25 protein-coding genes and 1 tRNA gene are annotated in these 25,892 nt (G+C 42.4%); 23 read left to right on the top strand and 3 right to left on the bottom strand.

Going from position 1 to position 25,892, the window contains the following annotated elements; genetic code table 11:
- Complete coding sequence (gene kdpF, locus PR725_RS21910; protein ID WP_071524535.1) at positions 1–90, bottom strand: K(+)-transporting ATPase subunit F; 90 nt, start codon at positions 88–90, stop codon at positions 1–3.
- Positions 91–534: 444 nt separating this feature from the next.
- On the opposite strand from kdpF, the gene PR725_RS19715 reads away from it, so the two are divergent.
- Positions 535–741 carry a YbfA family protein gene (locus PR725_RS19715; protein ID WP_004909050.1) on the top strand — a complete coding sequence of 69 codons (207 nt, stop codon included), beginning with the start codon at positions 535–537 and terminating at the stop codon, positions 739–741.
- Positions 742–940: 199 nt separating this feature from the next.
- Positions 941–1,684: a type 2 GTP cyclohydrolase I gene (locus PR725_RS19710; protein WP_004909053.1), complete on the top strand. Its 744-nt coding sequence runs from the start codon at positions 941–943 to the stop codon at positions 1,682–1,684.
- A 285-nt stretch (positions 1,685–1,969) separates the two neighbouring features.
- On the opposite strand, the gene PR725_RS19705 is transcribed toward PR725_RS19710, so the two are convergent.
- A complete protein-coding gene (locus PR725_RS19705) occupies positions 1,970–3,097 on the bottom strand; it encodes a multidrug effflux MFS transporter (RefSeq protein WP_123382154.1) in 1,128 nt (375 codons plus the stop codon).
- A gap of 132 nt (positions 3,098–3,229) precedes the next feature.
- Between PR725_RS19705 and PR725_RS19700 the strand changes: the two genes are divergently transcribed.
- Positions 3,230–3,991, top strand: coding sequence for an AraC family transcriptional regulator (locus PR725_RS19700; RefSeq protein ID WP_117162219.1), 762 nt, complete (start codon positions 3,230–3,232; stop codon positions 3,989–3,991).
- Between the two features lie 84 nt (positions 3,992–4,075).
- On the opposite strand, the gene PR725_RS19695 is transcribed toward PR725_RS19700, so the two are convergent.
- The gene (locus PR725_RS19695) at positions 4,076–5,362 is read right to left on the bottom strand and encodes a citrate synthase (protein ID WP_004909058.1); all 1,287 of its coding nucleotides are present in this window, start codon (positions 5,360–5,362) and stop codon (positions 4,076–4,078) included.
- Between the two features lie 670 nt (positions 5,363–6,032).
- On the opposite strand from PR725_RS19695, the gene sdhC reads away from it, so the two are divergent.
- The 20 genes from sdhC to PR725_RS19595 all read left to right on the top strand — a co-directional run bounded on the left by sdhC (position 6,033) and on the right by PR725_RS19595 (position 25,855).
- Positions 6,033–6,422 (top strand): succinate dehydrogenase cytochrome b556 subunit, encoded by a 390-nt coding sequence (sdhC, locus tag PR725_RS19690; RefSeq protein WP_004909059.1) that lies wholly within the window; start codon positions 6,033–6,035, stop codon positions 6,420–6,422.
- A complete protein-coding gene (gene sdhD, locus PR725_RS19685) occupies positions 6,416–6,760 on the top strand; it encodes a succinate dehydrogenase membrane anchor subunit (RefSeq protein ID WP_004909064.1) in 345 nt (114 codons plus the stop codon). Before sdhC ends, sdhD begins: the two co-directional genes overlap by 7 nt.
- Complete coding sequence (sdhA, locus tag PR725_RS19680) at positions 6,761–8,527, top strand: succinate dehydrogenase flavoprotein subunit (protein WP_272570181.1); 1,767 nt, start codon at positions 6,761–6,763, stop codon at positions 8,525–8,527.
- 35 nt (positions 8,528–8,562) lie between these two features.
- Positions 8,563–9,279 (top strand): succinate dehydrogenase iron-sulfur subunit, encoded by a 717-nt coding sequence (locus PR725_RS19675; RefSeq protein ID WP_004256824.1) that lies wholly within the window; start codon positions 8,563–8,565, stop codon positions 9,277–9,279.
- Positions 9,280–9,775: 496 nt separating this feature from the next.
- Positions 9,776–12,589 carry a 2-oxoglutarate dehydrogenase E1 component gene (gene sucA / locus PR725_RS19670; RefSeq protein WP_004909072.1) on the top strand — a complete coding sequence of 938 codons (2,814 nt, stop codon included), beginning with the start codon at positions 9,776–9,778 and terminating at the stop codon, positions 12,587–12,589.
- A 14-nt stretch (positions 12,590–12,603) separates the two neighbouring features.
- Positions 12,604–13,815, top strand: a complete 1,212-nt coding sequence (odhB, locus tag PR725_RS19665) for a 2-oxoglutarate dehydrogenase complex dihydrolipoyllysine-residue succinyltransferase (protein ID WP_004909074.1) — start codon at positions 12,604–12,606, stop codon at positions 13,813–13,815.
- 132 nt (positions 13,816–13,947) lie between these two features.
- Entirely contained in the window at positions 13,948–15,114 is a 1,167-nt protein-coding gene (gene sucC, locus PR725_RS19660) for an ADP-forming succinate--CoA ligase subunit beta (protein WP_004909077.1), read from the top strand.
- The gene (gene sucD / locus PR725_RS19655) at positions 15,114–15,986 is read left to right on the top strand and encodes a succinate--CoA ligase subunit alpha (RefSeq protein ID WP_004256808.1); all 873 of its coding nucleotides are present in this window, start codon (positions 15,114–15,116) and stop codon (positions 15,984–15,986) included. The genes sucC and sucD overlap by 1 nt, the downstream gene beginning before the upstream one ends.
- A gap of 841 nt (positions 15,987–16,827) precedes the next feature.
- Positions 16,828–18,396, top strand: coding sequence for a cytochrome ubiquinol oxidase subunit I (gene cydA, locus PR725_RS19650; protein WP_004256799.1), 1,569 nt, complete (start codon positions 16,828–16,830; stop codon positions 18,394–18,396).
- Positions 18,397–18,410: 14 nt separating this feature from the next.
- Positions 18,411–19,550: a cytochrome d ubiquinol oxidase subunit II gene (gene cydB / locus PR725_RS19645; RefSeq protein ID WP_004909081.1), complete on the top strand. Its 1,140-nt coding sequence runs from the start codon at positions 18,411–18,413 to the stop codon at positions 19,548–19,550.
- Positions 19,551–19,561: 11 nt separating this feature from the next.
- The gene (gene cydX / locus PR725_RS19640) at positions 19,562–19,675 is read left to right on the top strand and encodes a cytochrome bd-I oxidase subunit CydX (protein WP_004909083.1); all 114 of its coding nucleotides are present in this window, start codon (positions 19,562–19,564) and stop codon (positions 19,673–19,675) included.
- A gap of 5 nt (positions 19,676–19,680) precedes the next feature.
- A complete protein-coding gene (gene ybgE / locus PR725_RS19635) occupies positions 19,681–19,968 on the top strand; it encodes a cyd operon protein YbgE (RefSeq protein WP_004256791.1) in 288 nt (95 codons plus the stop codon).
- Between the two features lie 134 nt (positions 19,969–20,102).
- A complete protein-coding gene (ybgC, locus tag PR725_RS19630; RefSeq protein ID WP_004256789.1) occupies positions 20,103–20,498 on the top strand; it encodes a tol-pal system-associated acyl-CoA thioesterase in 396 nt (131 codons plus the stop codon).
- Entirely contained in the window at positions 20,495–21,178 is a 684-nt protein-coding gene (gene tolQ / locus PR725_RS19625) for a Tol-Pal system protein TolQ (protein ID WP_004256787.1), read from the top strand. Before ybgC ends, tolQ begins: the two co-directional genes overlap by 4 nt.
- 17 nt (positions 21,179–21,195) lie before the next feature.
- On the top strand, positions 21,196–21,618 hold the full coding sequence (gene tolR / locus PR725_RS19620) for a colicin uptake protein TolR (RefSeq protein WP_004256786.1): 423 nt from the start codon (positions 21,196–21,198) through the stop codon (positions 21,616–21,618).
- Positions 21,619–21,669: 51 nt separating this feature from the next.
- The gene (gene tolA, locus PR725_RS19615) at positions 21,670–22,788 is read left to right on the top strand and encodes a cell envelope integrity protein TolA (RefSeq protein ID WP_109912828.1); all 1,119 of its coding nucleotides are present in this window, start codon (positions 21,670–21,672) and stop codon (positions 22,786–22,788) included.
- A gap of 146 nt (positions 22,789–22,934) precedes the next feature.
- Entirely contained in the window at positions 22,935–24,227 is a 1,293-nt protein-coding gene (gene tolB / locus PR725_RS19610; protein WP_240105939.1) for a Tol-Pal system beta propeller repeat protein TolB, read from the top strand.
- Between the two features lie 44 nt (positions 24,228–24,271).
- Positions 24,272–24,769 carry a peptidoglycan-associated lipoprotein Pal gene (gene pal / locus PR725_RS19605; protein ID WP_004909091.1) on the top strand — a complete coding sequence of 166 codons (498 nt, stop codon included), beginning with the start codon at positions 24,272–24,274 and terminating at the stop codon, positions 24,767–24,769.
- A gap of 22 nt (positions 24,770–24,791) precedes the next feature.
- A complete protein-coding gene (gene cpoB / locus PR725_RS19600; RefSeq protein ID WP_109912827.1) occupies positions 24,792–25,583 on the top strand; it encodes a cell division protein CpoB in 792 nt (263 codons plus the stop codon).
- Positions 25,584–25,779: 196 nt separating this feature from the next.
- A tRNA-Lys gene (locus tag PR725_RS19595) sits at positions 25,780–25,855 on the top strand.
- Positions 25,856–25,892: the final 37 nt, after the last annotated feature.

Genomic DNA, 25,892 nt, shown 5'->3' with positions numbered 1-25,892 from the left:
TCAGAAATCCTCCGCGTTAAGCAGGGCATAAATCAGATACGTCAGCAGTAAAACAACGAGAACTGCCCCAATAATGGAAAGTAATGACACAGTATTTTCTCCTTATTATTTCCATGTGATAAGGCTAAAGAGTTCGCTGTAAAGAAGCTGATAAAAAGCACGGGTAGGGTGTAAAAAAAGTATAAAAATGGCTGTTTATTTAGCAAAAATAGAGAGCTTAATAGAGAAAGCGGCGTACGGCCTTGTTTGTTAAATTATTGTGATTTAAATGTATAATTAAAACATTGATTGGTTAAAAAATGTAATAAAAATACGGAATGAGCAGATTTTTTAGAAAAATTTACAGATTGAGTGGTCAGATGAGTAGTTTTATTACACAATTTGCGATATCCTATCTACAGTCAATATATTTCATATTATCTGTCCGGTTTTAGTCGCTCTTTACTACTGTGTTAATGGGAAATGTGTGTTAATGGGGAATGATAGAGCAAAGCTGGAATCGACAAATAAAGTGGCAACTGAAGGAGGATACCGATGTCCACATATCGCGAATATTCCCGTAATCAGGTACTTGCACGCCGCACTGCTGCTGTAACAGCTGGCATTATTGCGTTTCCGGTTATGGTTTTTTATCCAAAAAGAGCAAAGTTTTATAGTCATTTACATAAGGTTTGGGCAAAAACCAGTGATAAACCTGTTTGGCTAGAACGTTCAGAAACAACCCTAGAAGGCCATCGTTAATTTAGTGCTTAATGGTGAGTAATAACCCCTGCAATATTGAATTGTGGGGGTTTTGTTTTTAATCCCGCCTATTTTTATTCTATATACTTCAAATAACACAGAAAAAAATCATGTTTCCGTTTATGCTTATTGATTATCAGTCAATTACGTTCAAACTGGTGGATAAACCGTTTAGCTGTGCAGTAAAAAGGACAACATAATGCATAACTTAAGATTAGAAGAAATCATTAATGACGAATTGAAAGTTAGTGAGTTCCAAGATTTTGCACCGAATGGATTGCAAGTTGAAGGGCGACCACATGTACATAAAATCATCACCGGTGTGACAGCTTGCCAAGCATTATTGGATGTTGCCGTTGAAAAGAAAGCCGATGCCATCATTGTTCATCATGGCTATTTTTGGAAAAATGAGCCCGCCATTATCAAAGGAATGAAGAGAAATCGCTTAAAAACATTATTAGCGAATGATATCAACCTGTATGGTTATCACCTTCCATTAGATGCACATCATCAATTAGGCAATAATACACAACTTGCTTATATTATGGGGGTGCAGGTAAATGGCCAAATCGACCCATTAATGCCATTTGGTTTTTTTGATCAACCGATTACTCCTTCAGAGTTAACGTCTCGTTTAGAAACTCGCCTTGGTCGTAAAGTCTTACATTGTGGTGATAATGCAAAAGAAGAAATTCGTCAAATCGCATGGTGTACAGGGGGAGGGCAAGGCTTCATCCTACAAGCGGCTGAATTTGGTGTAGATGCCTTTGTAACAGGGGAAGTTTCTGAACAAACCATTCATATAGCAAGGGAAATGGGGATCCATTTCTACAGTGCAGGGCATCACGCAACGGAACGTTATGGGATTAAAGCGCTGACTAAGTGGCTTGTAGATGAACATGGGTTAGATGCGGAGTTTATCGATATCGATAACCCTGCCTAAATTCTCGTCATATTTCGAACTGTGGCTGTGTTGGCTTCACTCGGCTACTTGGGTCACATACTTTTGTATGCTCCCCAAGATACCCTTATTCGCCGCCTAGCCACAACTCGAACTATTTAGAGAATTAAATTTTTGCCGCCTTTTACATCAAAGCGTTGTTGGCTGCATTCACGAACCCTAGTCACATACTTGTGTATGTGACTAGGGCTTCACTCTTTTGCCGCCTAGCGGTGATTCGAAATACTTAGAAGATTTATAATCTATTGAAAATAAAAATAAAAATAGCTATTGGGTTCGGTATTTTAACGATGCGAAAACCAATACTGCACTTGAAATAGTTAACACTAAACCTAAGTGCTGGCTCCAACCTGCAACCATCAAACCAATGGCGAGCCCGATGTAGTAAAATAACCCTAAAATGGCGCCGGCGGTGCCTTTTTGCTCACCATAACGGTTTAATGCATGGGCAAGTATGTTCGGGATCGCAATTCCATAACCAATAACAATGCCAATAACGGGTAAAACAAACCAAATTGAATCCATTAGCACAAAAACTAAACAACCACTCACCAATGAAATGAGGCTGGCAAGCTTAACAAGTTGTTCAGATGTGTGTTTTTTAGCCAATAAATAGCGATTTGATATCGAACCTAAACCGACTCCAAGTGCTAATAAAATCCCAGTTAATCCAAACTGTTGTTGAGTGAGCATTAATTGTTCAAAACTGAATGGTGCCAGCTGATAATAGCTAAATAAATTAATGTTGAAAAATGCTATCAAGATCACATTTCTAACAATTTCTTTATCTGCGATCATGCGTAAAAATGTCTTAATAAATGAGATATGAGTCACGGTTTTAGGCTTAGTCTCGGGTAAACGACAGATTGACCAGAGAAAAAGCACCACAGCTAAAATCGCTAAGCCGATAAAAACGGTTCGGTAACCGCCAAAAATAACGAGTCCAGCACCAGATAACATCCCTAAAGCAGGGCTGATAGCCAAAGCAACGCCCATAATAGAGAAAACTTTGGCTAATTCATGGCCTTGGTAGCTATCGCGCATGGCGGTTTGTGTACCAATTGAACCTACGGCAGCGCCAAAGGCTGACAACATTCTCATTAGTAATAATAAATAAAAATGTGTGACAAATAACGCGCCAATAGACGCAATACCATATATCAATAAACCCGCCAGAATCGTCGGGCGGCGCCCTAAGGTGTCACACATACGCCCCCAAAACACCACGCCTAATGCAAAAGCAAAGAAATAAAGCGACAGCGTTTGTGAAGCTTGTTCCGCATTTACTGAGAAAGCACTAGCGATATCAGTGAGTGCGGGGCTGTATATGGTCTCCACAATTTGTGGAAACATCATCAAGGCAACAGCAAGCCATAATGAAAGAGGGTGTTTCATACTTTTTTTCCTGCCAATCTACTAAAAATAAAGGGTCTAATTAGATACAACGATTCAATGGCAGGCAGTTTAGTGTTATTTTTATTGTCTTATTACAATAATAAAGACTATAAATATCAAAAAAGAGACATTATGGCTTGGCTAAATCAAACAGATGAATTTCAAACTCACTGGTACCGCTCGCCAGTATTGGGAATTGCAGCAAAAATGGGGCAGCATGACTCTGGCTTTCATAAACATGAAATGGGACAACTTCTTTTTACACAACAAGGATGTATACGAATTTCACTGGAAAATCGTTTGTCTTTACTTCCTCCGGGAAGAGTGGCTTGGATCCCACCATTTGTTCTTCATCGGGCTCAAATGCGGGCATCAGTGGGTTACCGTTCGGTTTATTTAGCGCAAGAATACGCTGACAGAATAGGGAATGAAGTGATGATATTAAGCATTTCATCCTTATTGAGAGAAGTACTTGAACGTATTGCGATTGCGCCATTTGATAGTGATTGGCAACAAGGGAATTTAGCTAATTTATTGCCCGTATTTATCGATGAGTTACAAAGTGCAACTTTAGAGCCAACACTGCTACCATTACCGCAAGATAGGCGTTTTAAAGGGGTTGATATCGAACAATTACCTCCAAATTTAAACCAATTAGCACAAACTGTTGGGGCGAGTGAGAAGACGATTACCCGGATTTTTTTTAAAGAAACAGGAATGAATTATCAAGCATGGCGTCAACAATGGCGTTACATTAAAGCGATTGAATTACTCGCACAAGAAAAACCCTATCACTATATTACTCAAGAACTTGGTCTAACAAGCGATAGCGCATTTATTAGTTTTTTCCGTAAAATGAGTGGGATGACACCAAGGGAATATCAACAACAGTAAGTTAAACAACTTCGGTAAACAAAAATGAAAAAAGCCCCGAAAATTCGAGGCCTTAGCATGTGTAGGGGTAGATTTAATTAAATATTATTTTTTTGCTAATTCTGAGTTGAATTCACGTTTATCATAACCCGTGTACAACTGACGAGGGCGAGCAATTTTCAAGCCGTCATCGTGCATTTCATTCCAATGTGCAATCCAGCCAATAGTACGTGCAATGGCAAAAATAACAGTAAACATTGAAGAAGGAATACCCATTGCTTTCAAGATGATACCTGAATAGAAGTCAACGTTCGGGTACAGTTTTTTCTCAATGAAGTACGGGTCGTTTAATGCGATACGTTCCAGCTCCATTGCGACTTCTAGCAAACTGTCATTCAGGCCAAGTTCGTTTAGAACTTCATGGCAAGTTTCACGCATTACTGTTGCACGTGGGTCATGGTTTTTATAAACACGGTGGCCGAAGCCCATTAAGCGGAAAGAGTCATTTTTGTCTTTAGCGCGCTCGATAAATGCTGGGATGTGCTCGACGGTTTGGATTTCTTCCAACATACGCAAGCAAGCTTCGTTAGCACCACCATGAGCAGGCCCCCACAGTGATGCAATACCCGCTGCGATACAAGCAAATGGGTTTGCACCAGATGAACCCGCAGTACGAACTGTAGATGTTGAGGCGTTTTGCTCGTGGTCAGCGTGCAGAATCAAAATACGATCCATTGCGCGCTCTAAAACAGGATTAACCGTGTATTCTTCACAGGGTGTAGAGAACATCATGTGCAAGAAATTACCCGCGTATGACAGGTCATTACGTGGATAAACAAAAGGTTGGCCAATTGAATATTTGTAACACATCGCTGCAACTGTTGGCATTTTTGACAGCAGGCGATAAGCCGTAATTTCACGGTGACGTGGGTTGTTAACATCCAACGCATCGTGATAGAACGCGGCTAATGCCCCCGTAACACCACATAAAACGGCCATCGGGTGTGAGTCACGGCGGAAACCATTAAGCATGCGTGTAATTTGCTCATGGATCATTGTATGGCGAGTCACCGTATTTTTAAATACGTCATATTGTTCTTGAGTCGGTGCTTCACCGTATAGCAGGATATAACAAACTTCGAGATAAGAGGCTTCAGTGGCGAGTTGATCGATAGGGAAACCACGGTGCAACAGAATGCCTTGATCACCATCGATATAGGTGATTTTTGATTCACAGGATGCAGTAGAAGTAAAACCAGGGTCGTAGGTAAAGAACCCTTTAGAACCTAAAGTTCGGACATCGATAACGTCTTGACCAATCGTTGGGCTTAAAATATCTAGGTCAATATCACCCTTACTACCAGTCGTTAGCTTAGCTTTGTTATCAGCCATTACGGTCTCCTTAGCGCTTGATAATCGACACCCAACAACCCAGAAGCTCAGCGTTATACTGTGTCTTCGTGCATTGTTCTACCGGTATGCTTTGGAAATCAGCTCGCTATCACATAAAACCTGAAATCTGAGACCGACGACAATGTAATTAGGTTGTTTATGAGTGTGTAGATGTTATGTTCTTTTTGTTGTTTTCCCTACAATATCATTATTTGTGGTAAGAGGAACAACTTTCATAACTTTTGTTATTAATACCCATCATAGTTCAAATTGAAGAGTATTTAACATTGCAACATTCACGTTTTTTCTTTTCCGATGAAGGGTAAACAGCACCGTTAAGATAATTCTGCCAGACCTATATGTAAGATAAATGTTGAATCATTGTCAAATAAGATAAGCACATTTATACAAAATGTTTAAATCGTGATCCTTCTCACTGTTCGGGCTAAATGTCTCCAAACATTTTGTGTGGGAATTGTAATGGCATTGTGAAGACTTTATACTAGCGGCAGGTCTCCGGATTACCCTGTAGTAGGAGTTCCCAGCGTGATCAGTATGCAACTTTATTTAAACATGATGGATTAGAGTTTGTGTTAAGTTGCATTTTGTACCCCTGTCGCTGTCTGATTTCCACCCCAGGTCCGGAGGATGGAAAATAATAAAGAGCTGTGTGGGCAAAATTGTGAAAAAACAAAGACCTGTCAACCTTGATTTGCAGACGATTCACTTCCCGATCACTGCAATATCTTCGATCTTGCACCGTGTCTCTGGCGTCATTACTCTCATCGCAGTTGGTATTCTGCTTTGGTTGTTAGGGACATCTCTCTCCTCTCCAGAAGGTTTTCAATACGCGTCTGAAATAATGACTGGCTTTTTTGCTAAGTTCATTCTTTGGGGCATCTTGACTGCTTTGGCTTACCACATCTGTGGTGGTATTCGTCATATGCTAATGGATTTCGGTTGTGTTGATGAAACGCTTGCTGCTGGTAACTCATCTGCAAAAATTACATTTGTCATTACCGTGATTTTAGCAATTCTGGCGGGGATTTTAGTATGGTAAGTAATGCTTCAGCTTTAGGCCGTACTGGTATCCAGGACTGGCTATTAATCCGTGGTTCTGCGATTGTCATCGCACTCTACGTACTCTACATTGTTGGTTTTGTTGCTATTAACGACATTACCTATGAAGTCTGGCGTGGCTTTTTCGCCTCTTCTGTGACGAAAGTATTCACAATCCTCACCTTGTTCTCGATTCTTGTCCATGCGTGGATTGGCATGTGGCAAGTGCTGACTGACTACGTTAAACCTTTAGCAATTCGTTTAGTATTGCAGCTGGCTATCGTTGTAGGTCTGTTGGCTTATTTAATTTACGGAACAATTGTTGTGTGGGGTGCATAAATGAATCTGCCAATCAGAGAGTTTGACGCTATCGTTATCGGTGCGGGTGGCGCAGGTATGCGTGCCGCATTACAAATTTCACAGATGGGCCTATCTTGCGCACTTCTGTCAAAAGTCTTCCCAACCCGTTCTCATACTGTATCAGCACAAGGCGGTATTACTGTTGCTTTAGGTAATACTCACCCTGATAACTGGGAATGGCACATGTACGATACCGTGAAAGGTTCCGACTACATCGGTGACCAAGATGCGATTGAATATATGTGTAAAACAGGGCCAGAGGCTATCCTCGAATTAGAGCATATGGGGTTGCCATTCTCTCGTCTTGATGACGGAAGTATTTATCAACGTCCATTTGGTGGTCAGTCTAAAAACTTCGGTGGTGAGCAAGCTGCACGTACTGCGGCTGCGGCTGACCGTACTGGCCACGCACTGTTACATACTTTGTATCAGCAGAACTTAAAAAACCACACAACCATTTTTTCTGAATGGTATGCCCTTGATTTAGTTAAAAACCAAGATGGTGATATCGTAGGTTGTACTGCAATTTGTATGGAAACAGGTGAGCTGGTTTATTTCAAAGCGAAAGCCACTATTTTAGCAACCGGTGGTGCTGGTCGTATTTACCAATCAACTACTAACGCACACATCAATACGGGTGATGGCGTAGGGATGGCTGCTCGCGCAGGTGTTCCACTACAAGATATGGAAATGTGGCAATTCCACCCAACAGGTATCGCAGGTGCAGGTGTTCTCGTCACTGAAGGCTGCCGTGGTGAAGGTGGTTATCTGTTGAACAAAGACGGTGAACGCTTCATGGAGCGCTATGCGCCGAACGCAAAAGACCTTGCGGGTCGTGATGTTGTCGCACGTTCTATTATGATTGAAATCCGTGAAGGTCGTGGTTGTGATGGTCCATGGGGCCCACATGCCAAACTGAAACTGGATCACTTAGGAAAAGAAGTTCTGGAATCACGTTTACCGGGTATTCTTGAGTTATCTCGCACCTTTGCTCACGTTGACCCAATCAAAGAGCCAATTCCAGTTATTCCTACTTGTCACTACATGATGGGCGGTATTCCGACTAAAGTCACTGGTCAAGCTATTCGTTATAACGAAAATGGCGAAGATGAAGTTATTCCGGGTCTGTTTGCTGTCGGTGAAATTGCCTGTGTATCTGTACATGGCGCTAACCGTTTAGGCGGTAACTCACTTCTCGACTTAGTCGTATTTGGTCGTTCAGCGGGTCTGCATTTGAAAGAGTCCATCATGGAACAAGGTTCAATGCGTGATGCGTCTGAATCTGATATCGATGCAGCGATGACTCGCTTTAACCGTTGGGAAGGTGCTCGTACTGGCGAAGACCCAACTGAAATCCGTAAAGCACTGCAAACCTGTATGCAGCATAACTTCTCGGTATTCCGTGAAGGTGATGCGATGGCGAAAGGCTTAGATGAGCTGAAAGTGATTCGTGAACGTCTACAAAACGCGCGTCTTGATGATACCTCGACTGAATTTAATACTCAGCGTATCGAATGTTTAGAACTGGATAACCTGATGGAAACGGCTTATGCAACTGCTCAAGCTGCAAACTTCCGTACAGAAAGTCGTGGTGCGCATAGCCGCTTTGACTACCCAGAGCGAGACGATGCGAATTGGTTATGTCACTCATTATATTTACCGCAATCTGAAACGATGACGCGTCGTGAAGTCAACATGCAGCCAAAACTGCGTGAAGCCTTCCCACCGAAAATTCGTACCTACTAATGCGTGGTGTTAATCCAGTTGCGGAGAAATAAACTATGAAATTACAATTTTCGATTTATCGCTACAATCCTGATGTGGACAACGCACCTCGTATGCAAGATTACACGCTAGAAGTTCCTGAAGGGCGTGACATGATGTTGCTGGATGCGTTAATCCAAATCAAAGAGCAAGATCCAACATTATCTTTCCGTCGTTCTTGTCGTGAAGGGGTGTGCGGTTCTGATGGTCTGAACATGAACGGTAAAAACGGGTTGGCATGTATTACGCCATTATCTGCTTTAATCCGTGGTGGGAAGAAAATTGTCATTCGTCCATTGCCGGGTCTGCCTGTTGTGCGTGACCTGATTATCGACATGACACAATTCTATACCCAATACGAAAAAATTCGTCCATATCTCATTAATGATAACAAGAATCCACCGGCGCGTGAGAATTTACAAACTCCTGCACAACGTGAAAAACTCGATGGTTTATATGAGTGTATTTTGTGTGCTTGTTGTTCGACTTCTTGCCCATCTTTCTGGTGGAATCCGGACAAGTTTATCGGGCCTGCAGGCTTGTTGGCAGCGTATCGCTTCTTAATTGATAGCCGTGATACTGAAACCGATTCACGATTAGATGATCTGAACGACGCTTTTAGTGTCTTCCGCTGTCATAGCATCATGAATTGTGTCAATGTATGCCCTAAAGGACTAAATCCAACGAAAGCTATTGGTCATATTAAATCTATGTTACTAAAACATAGCGCTTAATGATGAATATTTAACCCGCAGTGCTCAGGTGCTGTGGGTTAAAATAGAAATAGCACAAAATAAAAACATAAGTTAAAAGAAACGCGTAAAGTAAAAACAATGACATGATTTTAATGCGCGGAAGCTCACAAAAGCGCGAAAACGAAATACCAACAATGAGCATCAGAAAGTAACATTGTCACCCATAAAAAGTAGTATTTATTAAAACGTTGTCATTACAAAAGCGTAAAAAAGTGAAAGCAAAGAAAGTAACAGTAAAAAGTAGAAAAAATAGCCAACTGCAAAAGATGAAGACGACAGCCCAAGCATAGGGGCCTTTAAAAACCGCAGCCAGTTTTTAAAGGTTCCTTAAAAGGGAAACCCTTACTGATAAAGGGCCTCCCAAAGAGAGAACATGCATAAAGCACGTCCAAGAGAACCTTTATCGAGGTCGCTTAAATGCGGCGATTAGTTAACCACGGCGAAAACTAAAGCTTTAATAGCTTAAGGGATCACAATGCAGAACGGCGTAATGAAGGACTGGCTGGATTCAAGCTTTCTGGCAGGCGCGAACCAGACTTATATAGAACAGCTCTATGAAGATTATCTGACTGACCCTAACTCTGTCGATGCCGAGTGGAAAGCAATTTTTGAGCAACTCCCTGGTGCAGCATTAGGCACTAGCGGCGAACAATTCCACTCCCAAGCGCGCGATTACTTCCGTCGCTTAGCAAAAGACTCTACACGTTATCACACCTCTGTTAGCGATCCAGCTATCGACGCAAAACAAGTTAAAGTTTTGCAATTAATCAATGCGTTCCGCTTCCGCGGGCACCAAAATGCGAATCTTGACCCGTTAGGTCTTTGGAAACGTGAATCTGTTCCAGATTTAGACCCAGCATTCCACAACCTGACGAAAGAAGACTTCAACGAAACATTCAACGTGGGTTCATTTGCTATTGGCAAAGAAACCATGAAGCTTAGTGAGCTATATGAGCACCTGAAACGTATTTATTGCGGTTCTATCGGTGCTGAATATATGCATATCACGAATACAGAAGAAAAACGTTGGATCCAACAACGTCTTGAGTCTGTTGACGTTTCTAAGATCTTCTCAGTAGAAGAGAAAAAACGCTTCTTAGCTGAATTAACCGCGGCTGAAGGGCTTGAGCGTTACATTGGGGCTAAATTCCCAGGCGCCAAGCGTTTCTCATTGGAAGGTGGTGATTCACTGATCCCAATGCTGAAAGATTTAATCCACCACGCAGGCAAGCAAGATACCCGTGAAGTTGTTTTAGGTATGGCTCACCGTGGTCGTTTAAACGTTTTAGTTAATATCTTAGGTAAAAAACCGGGCGAATTATTTGATGAATTCGCGGGTAAACATAAAGACCACTCTAGTGCGGGTGACGTTAAATATCACCAAGGTTTCTCTTCTGACTTTGAAACCGCAGGCTCTCGTGTTCACTTAGCATTGGCATTTAACCCATCTCACCTTGAAATTGTTAGCCCTGTGGTTATTGGTTCAGTACGTGCTCGTCGTGACCGTTTAGATGAAGGCCGTAGCAACATGGTTCTGCCTATTACTATTCACGGTGACTCCGCAGTAACTGGCCAAGGTGTTGTGCAAGAAACGTTGAATATGTCACAAGCACGTGGTTATGAAGTCGGCGGTACGGTGCGTATCGTAATTAACAACCAAATTGGTTTTACCACTTCTAACCCGAAAGACACCCGTTCTACAGAATACTGCACAGATATCGTGAAGATGGTGCAGGCCCCAATTTTCCACGTGAATGCAGATGACCCTGAAGCAGTGGCATTTGTAACTCGTTTGGCACTGGATTTCCGTAACACGTTCAAACGCGATGTTATGATTGATTTAGTATGTTATCGCCGCCATGGCCATAACGAAGCGGATGAGCCAAGTGCAACTCAGCCAGTGATGTATCAAAAAATCAAGCAGCACCCAACACCACGTAAAATTTATGCAGACCGTTTAATTGCAGAAAATGTGTTAAGTGCTAATGATGTCACTGAAATGGTCAATCTGTATCGCGATGCGCTAGATGCAGGTAACTGTGTGGTTGAAGAGTACCGTGAAATGGGGCTGAATTCATACACATGGGCTCCATATTTAAACCATGAATGGGATGCATCATATAAATCAACCGTTGATATTAAACGCTTAACTGAACTGGCAACTAAAGTTAGTACCATTCCAGAGGGCGTGGTTGCGCAATCTCGTGTTGAGAAAATTTATGCAGACCGTGCCGAAATGGCGAAAGGTGAAAAGCTTCTCGACTGGGGTGCAGCTGAAACTTTAGCGTACGCAACATTGGTTGATGAAGGTATTCCTGTTCGTTTATCGGGTGAAGATGCGGGCCGTGGTACATTCTTCCACCGTCATGCAGTGGTCCACAACCAAACGAATGGTTCAGTTTATGTTCCACTGCAAAATATTCATAACGGCCAAGGCGTGTTTAATGTTTGGGACTCTGTTCTGACTGAAAATGCCGTATTAGCATTCGAATATGGTTATGCAACCACAGAACCTCGTGCATTGACTATCTGGGAAGCACAATTTGGTGACTTCGCTAACTGTGCTCAAGTGGTTATCGACCAATTCATTAGCTCTGGTGAGCAAAAATGGGGTCGTATGTGTGGTCTGGTCATGTTACTGCCTCATGGTTATGAAGGTCAGGGTCCAGAGCACTCATCTGCACGTTTAGAGCGTTACTTGCAACTGTGTGCTGACCAAAACATGCAAGTGTGTGTTCCGTCAACACCTGCTCAGGTTTACCACATGTTACGTCGCCAAGCCTTACGTGGCATGCGTCGTCCTCTGATTGTGATGTCACCAAAATCTCTGCTACGTCACCCATTAGCGGTCTCTAGCATGGAAGAATTGGCAAATGGTACATTTGAGCCAGTTATCGGTGAAATCGATGAAATCAATCCGAAAAATGTGAAACGCGTCGTTATGTGTTCAGGGAAAGTCTATTACGATCTGTTAGAACAACGTCGTAAGAATGAACAAACTGACGTTGCTATCGTGCGTATCGAACAGCTATATCCGTTCCCACACGAAGACATTCAAAAAGCGTTGGCGCAATTTACTGATGTAAAAGACTTTGTATGGTGTCAAGAAGAGCCATTAAACCAAGGTGCTTGGTATTGCAGTCAACATAACTTCCGTGAAGCTATCCCAGCAGGGGCAACTTTACGTTATGCAGGTCGAGCTGCTTCTTCATCTCCAGCAGTTGGCTATACGTCCGTACACCAGGAACAACAAAAAGCCCTGGTTAATGACGCTTTGAACATTGAATAATTAAAGGATAGAAAATGAGTAGCGTAGAAATTCTTGTTCCCGATCTTCCTGAGTCCGTTGCAGATGCTACGGTTGCCACATGGCATAAAAAACCAGGTGACAGTGTTCAGCGTGATGAAGTACTGGTTGAGATCGAAACAGATAAAGTCGTATTAGAAGTTCCTGCAAGCGAAGCGGGTGTTTTAGAAGCTATCGTTGAAGATGAAGGTGCAACGGTATTATCTAAGCAATTACTGGGGCGCATTCGTTTAGGCGACAGCACTGGTATTCCTGCTGAAGTGAAAGAAGCACAAGAATCAACACCTGCACAACGTCAAACTGCAAGTCTAGAAACAGAAAGCAACGATGCGCTGACCCCAGCTATTCGCCGTTTAATTGCAGAGCACGATTTAAACCCTGCGGATATCAAAGGGACTGGCGTTGGTGGACGTTTAACTCGCGAAGATGTTGAAAAACATTTAGCGGCAAATAAATCTGCGGCACCTGCGGCGAAAGCACCAGAAGCGCCACAAGCGCCTTTAGCGCATCGTAGCGAAAAACGTGTTCCAATGACGCGTTTACGTAAACGTATCGCAGAGCGTCTGTTAGAAGCGAAAAACACCACTGCAATGTTGACGACGTTTAACGAAGTCAATATGCAACCAATCAAAGACTTACGTAAACAATATGGCGAAGTATTCGAAAAACGTCATGGTGTTCGTTTAGGCTTTATGTCTTTCTATGTGAAAGCTGCTGTTGAAGCACTGAAACGCTACCCAGAAGTGAATGCTTCTATCGATGGCGATGATGTGGTTTACCATAACTATTTCGATATTAGTATTGCAGTTTCAACACCACGTGGTCTGGTAACACCTGTTCTACGTGATGTCGATGCAATGAGCATGGCTGATATCGAGAAGAAAATTAAAGAACTGGCTGTCAAAGGTCGTGATGGTAAATTAACTGTTGAAGACTTAAGTGGCGGTAACTTCACTATCACTAATGGTGGCGTATTCGGTTCTCTGATGTCTACACCTATCATTAACCCACCACAGAGCGCGATTTTAGGCATGCATGCGATTAAAGACCGCCCTATGGCTGTAAATGGTAAGGTAGAGATTCTTCCTATGATGTATTTAGCACTGTCTTACGACCACCGTTTAATCGATGGTAGTGAGTCAGTTGGCTTCTTAGTCGCTATCAAAGATATGCTGGAAGATCCAACTCGTTTACTGCTGGACGTATAGCAACATAACAGGGCAGGGTACAACTTGTCCGGTCTGAAGTAACCGATGCAGCCCGTTCGCGGGTTGCTAAATCAGTAACAATTGCAGGAGGCGAATAAACGCCTCTTCAGACTCAATTATGGATAGAACATCATGAATTTACACGAGTACCAGGCAAAACAGTTGTTTGCACGTTATGGGATGCCTGCACCGACAGGTTATGCCTGTTCATCAGTCGCTGAAACCGTCGATGCTGCTAAAAAAATTGGTGACGGCCCATGGGTAATTAAATGCCAAGTTCACGCAGGTGGACGTGGTAAAGCTGGCGGCGTAAAAGTCACTAGTGATATCAATGAAGTGAAAGCATTTGCAGAACACTGGTTAGGTAAAAACTTAGTTACCTATCAAACTGATGCAAACGGCCAGCCTGTTAACCAAATTCTGGTTGAAACGGCAACTGATATTGCTAAAGAACTCTATTTAGGGGCGGTTGTAGACCGTAGCACTCGTCGCGTTGTATTCATGGCATCTACCGAAGGTGGCGTGGAAATCGAGAAAGTAGCAGAAGAAACTCCAGAGTTAATTCATAAAGCGATTATCGACCCACTGACTGGCCCAATGCCTTTCCAAGGCCGTGAATTAGCATTCAAATTAGGCTTAACCGGTAAACAAGTTAGCCAATTCGCGAAAATTTTCATGGGTCTGGCAACATTATTCTTAGAACGCGATTTAGCATTAGCTGAAATCAATCCACTGGTTATTAGTACTGCGGGTGATTTAGTTTGTTTAGATGGTAAATTAGGTATCGATAGCAACGCGTTATATCGCCAACCAGAAATTCGTGAACTGCGTGATGAATCACAAGAAGATGCACGTGAAGCACAAGCCGCTCAGTGGGAACTGAACTACGTTGCGTTAGATGGCAATATCGGCTGTATGGTTAACGGTGCGGGCCTTGCAATGGGTACCATGGACATCGTTAAGCTGCACGGTGGTGCACCAGCTAACTTCTTAGATGTTGGCGGCGGCGCGACAAAAGAGCGTGTAACTGAAGCATTTAAAATCATTCTTTCTGATGAAAACGTGAAAGCAGTTTTTGTTAACATCTTTGGTGGTATCGTTCGCTGCGACCTGATTGCAGACGGCATCATTGGTGCAGTTGAAGAAGTTGGTGTAAATGTACCAGTAGTTGTGCGTTTAGAAGGTAACAATGCAGAGTTAGGTGCTAAAAAACTGGCAGACAGCGGCTTGAATATTATCGCTGCGAACAGCCTGACAGATGCAGCTAAGAAAGCAGTAGCAGCAGCGGAGGCTAAATAATGTCTATTTTAATCGATAAAAACACCAAAGTAATTTGCCAAGGTTTCACAGGTGGCCAAGGTACATTCCACTCAGAACAAGCGATTGCTTATGGCACGCAAATGGTGGGTGGTGTGACTCCAGGTAAAGGTGGCACTGTACACTTAGGTTTACCTGTATTTAACACTGTTCGTGAAGCTGTAGAAGCTACGGGTGCAACAGCCTCTGTTATCTATGTTCCAGCACCATTTTGTAAAGATTCTATCTTAGAAGCTATCGATGCTGGCATTAAACTGATTATCACCATCACTGAAGGTATCCCAACGTTGGATATGCTGACAGTTAAAGTGAAATTAGACGAAGCAGGCGTTCGTATGATTGGTCCTAACTGCCCAGGTGTTATCACTCCGGGTGAATGTAAGATTGGTATCCAACCTGGTCATATCCATATGCCAGGTAAAGTCGGTATCGTTTCGCGTTCAGGTACGTTGACTTATGAAGCTGTTAAACAAACAACAGATGCAGGCTTAGGTCAATCAACGTGTGTTGGTATCGGTGGTGACCCAATCCCCGGTTCAAACTTTATTGATATCCTGAAATTATTCCAAGCGGATCCACAAACTGAAGCTATCGTCATGATCGGTGAAATCGGTGGTAACGCAGAAGAAGAAGCAGCGGCTTATATTAAAGAGCACGTCACTAAACCTGTTGTCGGTTACATCGCAGGTGTAACTGCACCAAAAGGCAAACGTATGGGCCACGCAGGTGCAATCATCGCAGGCGGTAAAGGCACTGCTGATGAGAAATTTGCTGCATTAGAAGCGGCTGGTGTGAAAACCGTTCGTAGCCTTGCAGACATCGGTGATGCAGTAAAATCACTGTTGAACAAATAAGTAATTCGCTAGGTAACTAGCAAGAGTAAGAGACGAAAGCCCGTGCTCATGAGAGCGCGGGTTTTTTTATACCTTGCAAAAATGTTTCAAACAATTTTTGTATGGTTATGCGGTTTTATGAAAAGTATGTCTATACTTAAAAATGCGGACTAAAGGGTTATATGAAGGAAAATGGGTAATAAAATGCCAATTAGGCGAGGAAGGGGGGAGTTAGTCGCATTTTGTGCAAAAAATAGCAAAATTGCGACATGTCAATTTTATAATATTGACGATAATTCAATTAAGCCAATATAACCGTTTTTTGATAAAAAAGGCTATATTAATAAAATTCATAATAAGTTTAAAATAAGATACTATTACAAAATAAATATTCTTTTTTCGAGGCTTTAATTCATAGATTATATTTTTTGTTAATCTTTGGAAAAATTAAGAACATTTATGTCATTATCAATAACAGCATTTTAACAAGTAAATAACCATTAATTGACTGGCAGGTATAGCAATTAACAATAGGAAAAAAATTGACGTAAATCAATTCATTGCCTCTGGCTTTATTTGCTTAAATTGCTTAAATTGGTGCTCGATCAAATACTCGGTTTTCTATTAAAGGGTATAATTATTGATGTAAATTCAGAATTCAAATCTGAGTCACGTAAAAGAAGTTTATTGTGTGTGAAGATAGGCGTACTATTATTATAGTAATGTTCGTTCTTTTAATTTTGTTAATTATTTGTTGTTTTGAGGCATTTTTTGCTGGTAGTTAAGAGGCTTTCTAAGTATTAAAAACTGGAAGCTGGGTTGCCGCAAGTCGGTGTCTTCCTGCTAGGAGCAAGGAGTCAAGATGTTTGATATTGTCGAACTGTCACGATTACAGTTTGCCTTAACTGCGATGTATCACTTTCTGTTCGTACCATTAACGCTAGGTATGGCGTTTTTGCTTGCGATCATGGAAACGGTATATGTACTGTCAGGCAAGCAAATTTATAAAGATATGACTAAGTTCTGGGGTAAGTTATTCGGTATTAACTTTGCCCTAGGTGTTGCAACGGGTTTGACCATGGAGTTCCAATTCGGTACTAACTGGTCTTACTACGCGCACTATGTTGGAGATATCTTCGGTGCACCTCTTGCAATCGAAGGTTTGATGGCGTTCTTCTTAGAATCTACCTTTGTCGGTTTATTCTTCTTTGGTTGGGATCGTTTAAGCAAAAAACAACACCTTGCTGTAACATGGTTAGTTGCTTTAGGTTCTAACTTCTCTGCTCTGTGGATTTTGGTTGCGAATGGTTGGATGCAAAACCCAATCGCTGCTGATTTCAACTTTGAAACTATGCGTATGGAAATGGTTAGCTTCTCTGAGCTAGTCTTGAACCCAGTTGCACAAGTTAAGTTCGTCCACACAGTTGCTGCGGGTTATTGTACCGGTGCAATGTTTATCTTAGGTATTAGCTCTTACTACCTGCTTAAAGGTCGTGATGTTGCTTTTGCTAAGCGTTCTTTTGCAATTGCAGCAAGTTTTGGTATTGCAGCGGTTCTATCTGTTATCGTTCTTGGTGATGAATCAGGTTACGAAATGGGTGACGTGCAAAAAACTAAACTTGCAGCGGTTGAAGCTGAGTGGGAAACTCATGCTCCTCCTGCCGCGTTTAACTTAATCGCTTGGCCAGATACCGAGAAACAAGAAAATAAATTTGCGATCTCGATTCCTTGGGCGATGGGTATCATTGCAACCCGCTCGGTTGACACTCCTGTTTTAGGTCTGAAAGACCTAATGAAACAACATGAAGTTCGCATTCGTAACGGTATGATTGCATATGGTCAGTTACAAGAACTTCTTGCAGGTAACAAAGATCCTGAATTGCGTGCAGCATTTGAAGCAAGCAAAAAAGATCTTGGGTATGGTCTGCTGTTAAAACAATATGCACCAAATGTTGTTGATGCAACTGAAGCTCAAATCCAAAAAGCAGTGAAAGATAGTATTCCTAACGTTGGGCCTCTGTTCTGGGCATTCCGTATCATGGTTGGTGTTGGCTTCCTGTTACTGTTAATTATTGGCTGGGCATTCCTGTCAGTAGTTCGTAACCGTATTGGTCAAAATAAACTGTTGCTGCGTATTGCACTGCTCGGTATTCCACTACCATGGATTGCAATTGAGTCAGGTTGGTTCGTTGCAGAGTATGGTCGCCAGCCATGGGCAATTGGTGAAGTGTTACCTGTTTCGGTTGCACACTCTAACTTGACGACTCATGACCTGATCTTCTCTATGGTATTGATCTGTGGTCTGTACACACTGTTCTTAATTGCTGAAATGTTCTTAATGTTCAAATTCGCTCGTAAAGGGCCAAGTAGCCTGAAAACCGGTCGTTATCACTTTGAACAGAAAAACACTTCTGCACACGACGTTCAGTAAATAGGAGTCCACTTATGTTTGATTATGAAGTTCTTCGATTTGTGTGGTGGATCCTTATCGGTGTATTACTGATTGGGTTTGCTGTCACAGATGGCTTTGACATGGGCGTTGGCTTCTTATTACCTATTTTAGGTAAAACAGATACTGAACGCCGTATCATGATTAATGCTGTTGCACCGCACTGGGATGGTAACCAAGTTTGGTTAATCACTGCGGGTGGTGCAATGTTCGCTGCATGGCCACAAGTTTATGCTGCGGCATTCTCTGGTTTCTATGTTGCTATGATTTTGGTATTAGCTGCATTGTTCTTCCGTCCGGTTGGTTTCGACTACCGTTCAAAACTGGAGAACCCAAAATGGCGTAACATGTGGGACTGGGGTCTGTTTATTGGTGGTTTCGTTCCACCATTAGTTATCGGTGTTGCGTTTGGTAACCTGTTATTAGGTGTTCCACTGCAAATCGATAATCAACAGTATCTGACTTACACAGGTAACCTGTTTGGTCTGCTAAACCCATATGGTCTGTTAGCGGGTGTTGTCGGCTTAATGATGATTGTGACGCAAGGTGCAACTTATTTGCAAATGCGTACCACTGGTGAACTGTACTTACGTGTTCGTAAAGCAACTTATATCTGTGCATTAGTCACTTTAGTGGCTTTCGCAGGCGCAGGTGTTTGGTTAGTGATGGGTATTGATGGTTATGTTGTTACTTCAACTATCGATACATTAAGCGTATCTAACCCACTAAACAAAACTGTTGCCGTTGAATCTGGTGCTTGGTTAACTAACTTCAATACTTACCCAATCCTGTGGGCGTTGCCTGCTCTGGGTGTAGCACTGCCGTTAGTGACAATGCTGTTTAGTAAAGCAGACAAAAATGGTTTGGCGTTTGTGAGTTCTTCATTAACCATCGCTTGTATCATTTTAACCTGTGGTGTAGCAATGTTCCCATTCATCATGCCTTCAAGCATCATGCCAAACGCAAGTTTGACCATGTGGGATGCAACATCTAGCTTGTTCACACTGCAAGTAATGACTGTTGTTGCTATTATCTTTGTACCAATCGTACTGGCATACACCGCATGGTGTTACTACAAAATGTTCGGTCGTTTGGACAAAAACTTCATCGAAGGCAACAAGCATTCACTGTATTAAGGAGCATAACTATGTGGTATTTCGCCTGGATCCTCGGCACGCTGTTAGCTTGTAGTTTTGCAGTGATCGCAGCATTAGCGTTAGAGCACTCTGAAGACTCTAAAGCCGCTAAAGATGGTGAGTAATAAAAATGCTGGTGGATAAAACCTATCAGCTATTGGATAAGGGGCCGATAAGGGCCCTTATCCTTATTTTAGCTTTAGTTACTGCAGGTGCAGTCATGTGGGATCCAACCCTATTTGCTGCAAAAACTAGTTCATTTCAAATATGGCAAGGGCTGCTGTTAATATGGGCAACGTGTACCGCGATGATTTTTGGTGTGGGTTTTAAACCTAAAAAAGTTATCTTTCGTGCAATTTTTCATCCATTGCCTGCTGCCATCATTCTTATTTGGGGACTTTTTCAGGTCTTTAGATAATTCTAATTGCTAATTATGGGTCAATGGACCCATAATTATTTTTGATATCTTTACTTTCAAAGTGATTCCAAACTGGCACTGTCTTGCGTATAGTGGCACCGTTAATTAATTTAACCTAAGACGGAGTGATTGTTATGTTATTTCGCTGGCCTGTTCGCGTGTATTATGAAGATACAGATGCGGGCGGTGTTGTTTATCATGCACGCTATTTAGCCTTTTTTGAGCGAGCAAGAACCGAAATGCTGCGAAATAAAGGTATCAATCAACAAAGTATGCTTGCTGAGAACCTTGGCTTTGTTGTGCGAAGCATGACAATTGATTTTGTCAAAGGGGCGAAGCTGGATGACCTGCTGGAAGTTGAAACACAAATTATTGAAATGAAACGTGCTTCATTAACTTTTCAGCAAAGGTTAGTTGATTCGCAAGGTAACCTGCTTTGTGGGGCAAATGCCCTTATTGCTTGTGTGGACACATCAAAAATGAAGCCAATTGCGCTTCCTAAGTCTATTGTCGCGGAGTTTAAACAGTGACTGACATGAATATCCTGGATTTATTCCTTAAAGCGAGCCTTTTGGTTCAGCTCATTATGTTCGTTTTGATCGGTTTTTCTATCGCATCATGGGCGATCATTATTCAAAGAACGAAAATTTTAAATGCGGCAACGCGTGAGGCTGAAGCATTTGAAGATAAGTTCTGGTCAGGTATTGAGCTATCGCGCTTATATAAAGAAAGCCAAGCTCGCCGTGATGAATTAAGTGGTGCCGAACAAATTTTCCATTCTGGTTTTAAAGAGTTCGTTCGTTTACACCAAGCGAACATTCATGCGCCAGATGCAGTAGTGACGGGAGCTTCCCGTGCAATGCGTATTTCAATGAATCGTGAACTCGAATCAGTTGAAGCACATATCCCATTTTTAGGTACTGTTGGTTCAATTAGCCCATATATTGGTTTATTTGGTACTGTTTGGGGGATTATGCATGCGTTTATTGCATTGGGAGCGGTAAAGCAAGCAACATTACAAATGGTTGCACCGGGTATTGCTGAAGCGCTGATTGCAACCGCAATTGGTTTGTTTGCAGCGATCCCAGCAGTTATGGCATTTAACCGTTTGAACTTACGTGTCAGCAAATTAGAGCAAAACTACGATAACTTTATGGAAGAGTTTTTAGCCATCTTGCATCGTCAAGCCTTCTCTGCTGATAAGAAATAAGACGGGGAGATAAGCGAATGGCGCGCACAAGTCGCAGACGTGAGCTGAAATCCGAAATCAACATTGTTCCATTACTGGACGTATTGTTGGTACTGTTGCTGATATTTATGGCAACAGCACCGATTATTTCTCAAAGTGTGGAAGTTGAATTGCCGGATGCAACAGATACACAAACCGTATCATCAAGTGATAACCCACCGATTATTTTAGAAGTGTCGGGGGTTGGCCAATATAACATGCGCCTTGATGGTGAGGTTTTAGAATTGCTGCCACCAGAGCAAATTGCTGCAGAGGCGAAATCTCAACTAGAGAAAAATCCAAAAGCAATTTTCTTGATTGGTGGTGCAAAAGAAGTCCCTTACGAAGAAGTGATTAAGGCGCTGAATATATTACACAGCGCAGGGATAAAATCGGTTGGCTTGATGACTCAGCCTATTTAGGCTGGGTTATTGTCGTTTGAATAAGTCACAATTCTTTTTTTGGATACCAGAGTGGGAAAGACAAAAGAGAAAAAAGATAACTTAAACCGATCGTTAGTGATGTCAATCGTATTGCACGTCCTATTGATTGGTTTGATTGTTATAGGCTCTTTAGTTTCCGTCGTCAAACTTGGTGGTGGCGGGGAAGAGGGAACTGTCATCGATGCGGTGATGGTTGACCCTGGCGTGGTTGTTGAGCAGTATGAAGAAATGCAAAGACAGCAAAATAACGTCAGACAAGCGGCAAAAGAGCGCAAAGAGCAAGAACAAAAGCAAGAGGCTGAGCTTAGAGAACAGCAAGAAAAGGAACAAAAGCGTCTTCAGCAGCTTGAAGAAGAGCGTATTAAAATTCAACGTGATACAGCTGAGCAACAAAAGCAAGCTGAGGAACAACAGAAAAAAGCATTAGATGCTGCTAAAAAAGCGAAGGAAGAGCAAAAAATAGCGGAAGAAGCTGCTGCAAAAGCGAAAGCTGAAAAAGAAAAGCTAATTAAAGAGCAAGCGGCTGAGAAGGCGAAGGCTGAGGCGCAAGCGCAGAAAGAAGCCGAAGCCGCTAAAGCCAAAGCTGAAAAAGAAGCTAAAGAAAAAGCGGAAAAAGAAGCCAAGGAAAAAGCCGATAAAGAAGCTAAAGTAAAAGCTGAAAAAGAAGCGAAAGCTAAAGCGGATAAAGAAGCTAAAGAAAAAGCCGATAAAGAAGCTAAAGCAAAAGCGGCGAAAGCCAAAGCTGAAGCGGCTAAAAACGCGGCTTCCGTAGATGATTTGCTTGGTGATTTAACTGCCTCGGGCCCAAGCAAACAAGGTGGTGAAGCCGCAGCTGGAAAAGGTGGTGGTAAAAAATCGGGCGCTTCCAATGCGGATGTGGACAGCTATGCTGGTAAAGTCAAAGCGGCTATCCAAAGTAAATTTTATGATTCAGATACTTTCCGTGGACGTACTTGTGAACTTCAATTGAAGCTCGCGCCTGATGGGTTATTGGTGAGTATTACACCAAAAAATAGCCCAGCTAATGACGCGGCACTCTGTGATGCAGCAATTCGTGCAGCAAAACTTGCAACGATGCCTAAGCCACCGAGCAGAGAAGTCTATGATACGTTTAATAAAGCGGGTAGCACAGTTGTGTTTAAACCTTGATTTTCAATAACTCAGAGCAGTCTGTATTGATATTATTAAGGCAATAGCATAAATAGTTTGTGTGGTATCTAGTTTTGTTATTATACCTTTGTTAAAATTCAGCGAATTATTGCGGTAGTAAATAATCCGCAGTAAGGGAGATAAGAATGAAGCAGGCTTTTAAAGTAGTTTTAGGGTTCCTAATGCTATGGGCGACAGTGGCTCAGGCTGAAATACGTATTGAGATCACTGAAGGTGTTAATTCAGCTCAACCTATTGGTGTTGTGCCGTTTAAATGGTCAGGTGCGGGTGCACCACCACAAGAAATCGGTCAAATAGTCGGCGCAGATTTACGCAATAGCGGGAAATTTAACCCTATCGAGCCAAGCCGCATGCCTCAACAACCTGGTACCGCTTCTGAAGTGATTCCTGAAGCGTGGACAGCATTAGGTATTAATGCTGTTGTTGTGGGGCAGGTACAGCCAGCAGCAGATGGTAGCTTTGTCGTTAGCTATCAGTTAGTTGATGTTGCGGCTAACCCAGGTGCTGTTTTATCTCAGAACCAATATAAAGTAACCAAAGAATGGTTACGTTATGCAGCGCATACTGCAAGTGACGAAGTCTTTGAAAAATTAACAGGTATTCGTGGCGCATTCCGTACTCGTATTGCTTATATTGTTGTTAACAAAGGCGGTCAGTATCCATATGAATTACGAGTTTCTGATTATGACGGTTTTAACCAGTTTACGGTTCACCGTTCACCAGAACCTTTGATGTCGCCAGCATGGTCACCAGATGGTGAGAAATTGGCTTATGTTACATTTGAAAGCGGTAGTTCAGCACTTGTCATTCAAACGTTATCAACAGGAGCAGTTCGTCAGGTCGCATCATTCCCACGTCATAATGGGGCACCTGCATTCTCTCCAGATGGCACAAAATTGGCATTTGCACTGTCTAAAACAGGCAGCCTGAATTTATATGTTATGGACTTAGCGAGTGGGCAAATTCGTCAGGTGACTGATGGACGTAGTAACAATACGGAACCAAGCTGGATGCCAGATAGCCAAACTTTAGTCTATACTTCAGATCAGGCGGGACGTCCGCAGATCTATAAAATAAATATTAATGGTGGCAGCCCTGAACGTGTGTCTTGGGAAGGAACACAAAATCAGGACGCTGATGTTAGCCCGGATGGTACTTTCTTAGTGATGGTCAGCTCCGGCGGCGGTCAGCAACATGTCGCCAAACAAGATCTGGCAACGAACAACGTTGAATTTTTAACGAAAACGTTCCTAGATGAAACGCCGAGTATCGCACCTAACGGCACTATGGTAATTTATAGCTCCTCTCAAGGCTTGGGGACTATATTGCAGCTAGTTTCGACCGACGGGCGTTTCAAAGCGCGTCTTCCGGCTACCGATGGACAGGTTAAATTCCCTGCCTGGTCGCCGTATCTGTGATGCATAATAATAATGTGTGGCAAAAAATATTAAGGATCAAAACGATGCAACTGAATAAAGTGCTTAAAGGGCTGATGATCGCGTTACCAATCATGGCAGTCGCAGCTTGTAGCTCTAACAAAAACAATGACCAAGATGGCGTAGATACTTCTACTAACCAAACTAACACTGGTCTGTCTGCGGAAGAGCTGGCACGTCAGCAAATGGAACAGCTGCAACAAAACAACACTGTTTACTTTGGCTTTGACAAATACAACGTATCTCCAGAATACGCTGAAATGTTAGATGCACACGCAGCATTCCTGCGTAGCAACCCATCTGTACGTGTTGTTGTTGAAGGTCATGCGGATGAGCGTGGTACTCCAGAATACAACATCGCGCTGGGCGAGCGTCGTGCTAATGCAGTTAAAATGTACCTGCAAAGCAAAGGTGTTTCTGGTGACCAAGTTTCACTGGTTTCTTACGGTAAAGAAAAACCAGCTGTGTTAGGTCACACTGAAGCAGACTACGCGAAAAACCGTCGTGCAGTCATTGCATACTAATAGATAAGCGAAATTATCTATTATGAACAGTAACTTCAGACACTTACTAGTCGGTCTGTCGTTATTGGTTGGCGTAGCGGCCCCTTGGGCCGCTATTGCCCAAGCGCCAATCAACAATGTCGGATCTGGTTCAACAACAGATCGCCTTACCCAACTTGAGACAGCAGTTAGCTCTCAAGGTCAAATCATGTATCAAATTCAACAACAACTCGCTGACAACCAACGCGACATCGACATGTTACGTGGTCAGATTCAAGAAAGTGAATACAAATTGAATCAAGTTATTGAGCGCCAGAAAGATTTATACATGCAATTAGACAATGCAGGCGGTGGAAACTCAGCAACTTCAGGTGATACAACAACACCTGACACTAGTGCATCAAACGCATCACCTTCCTCAACGGCACCTACGGCAGCTGCTAATACAGGTGGGAATGAGAAAGATGATTACAATGCTGCAGTCAAATTAGCGATGGAAAGCAAATCCAAAGCTCAAATTGATCAGGCAATAGGGGCATTACAAGGCTTTGTTAAAGCCTACCCTAAGTCTGGGTATCAATCTAACGCCAATTATTGGTTGGGGCAGTTAAACTACAATAAAGGTAGCAAAGACGATGCTGCTTTTTATTTCGCAACTGTAGTTAAGCAATATCCTAAATCCCAAAAAAGCAGCGAAGCCTTATATAAAGTTGGGCTGATCATGCAAGATAAGGGACAGAAAGATAAAGCAAAAGCTGTTTACCAACAGGTGTTGAAACAATATCCAAACAGTGCTGGTTCAAAATTAGCCGAAAAAAAGCTGAGTACACTTTAATTTATAACCCCGAAGCCATATTACCGAATATTTCGGGGTTATCAGTATGATAAGTGTGCATTTAATCTTTTTTTGCAAAAAAATCATTGCACCCTCGCCAGAAATCAGTAATATAAGCCGCCGTTGATACGAGAATACGGTTAGCCAAAAATCTCGAAAGACAAAAAGAAATTTAGTTAGAAATATTGTTTTAGATGGGTCGTTAGCTCAGTCGGTAGAGCAGTTGACTTTTAATCAATTGGTCGCAGGTTCGAATCCTGCACGACCCACCATCTAAAACCTATAGTAGCAAAAAGAAGTAATCCAGAT

This window comes from Providencia sp. PROV255 (assembly GCF_028478065.1).
GTDB classification, from domain to species: Bacteria; Pseudomonadota; Gammaproteobacteria; order Enterobacterales; family Enterobacteriaceae; genus Providencia; species Providencia rettgeri.
The sequence above is the reverse complement of the archived record's forward strand: the minus strand, read 5'-3'. Positions and strand labels throughout refer to the sequence as shown.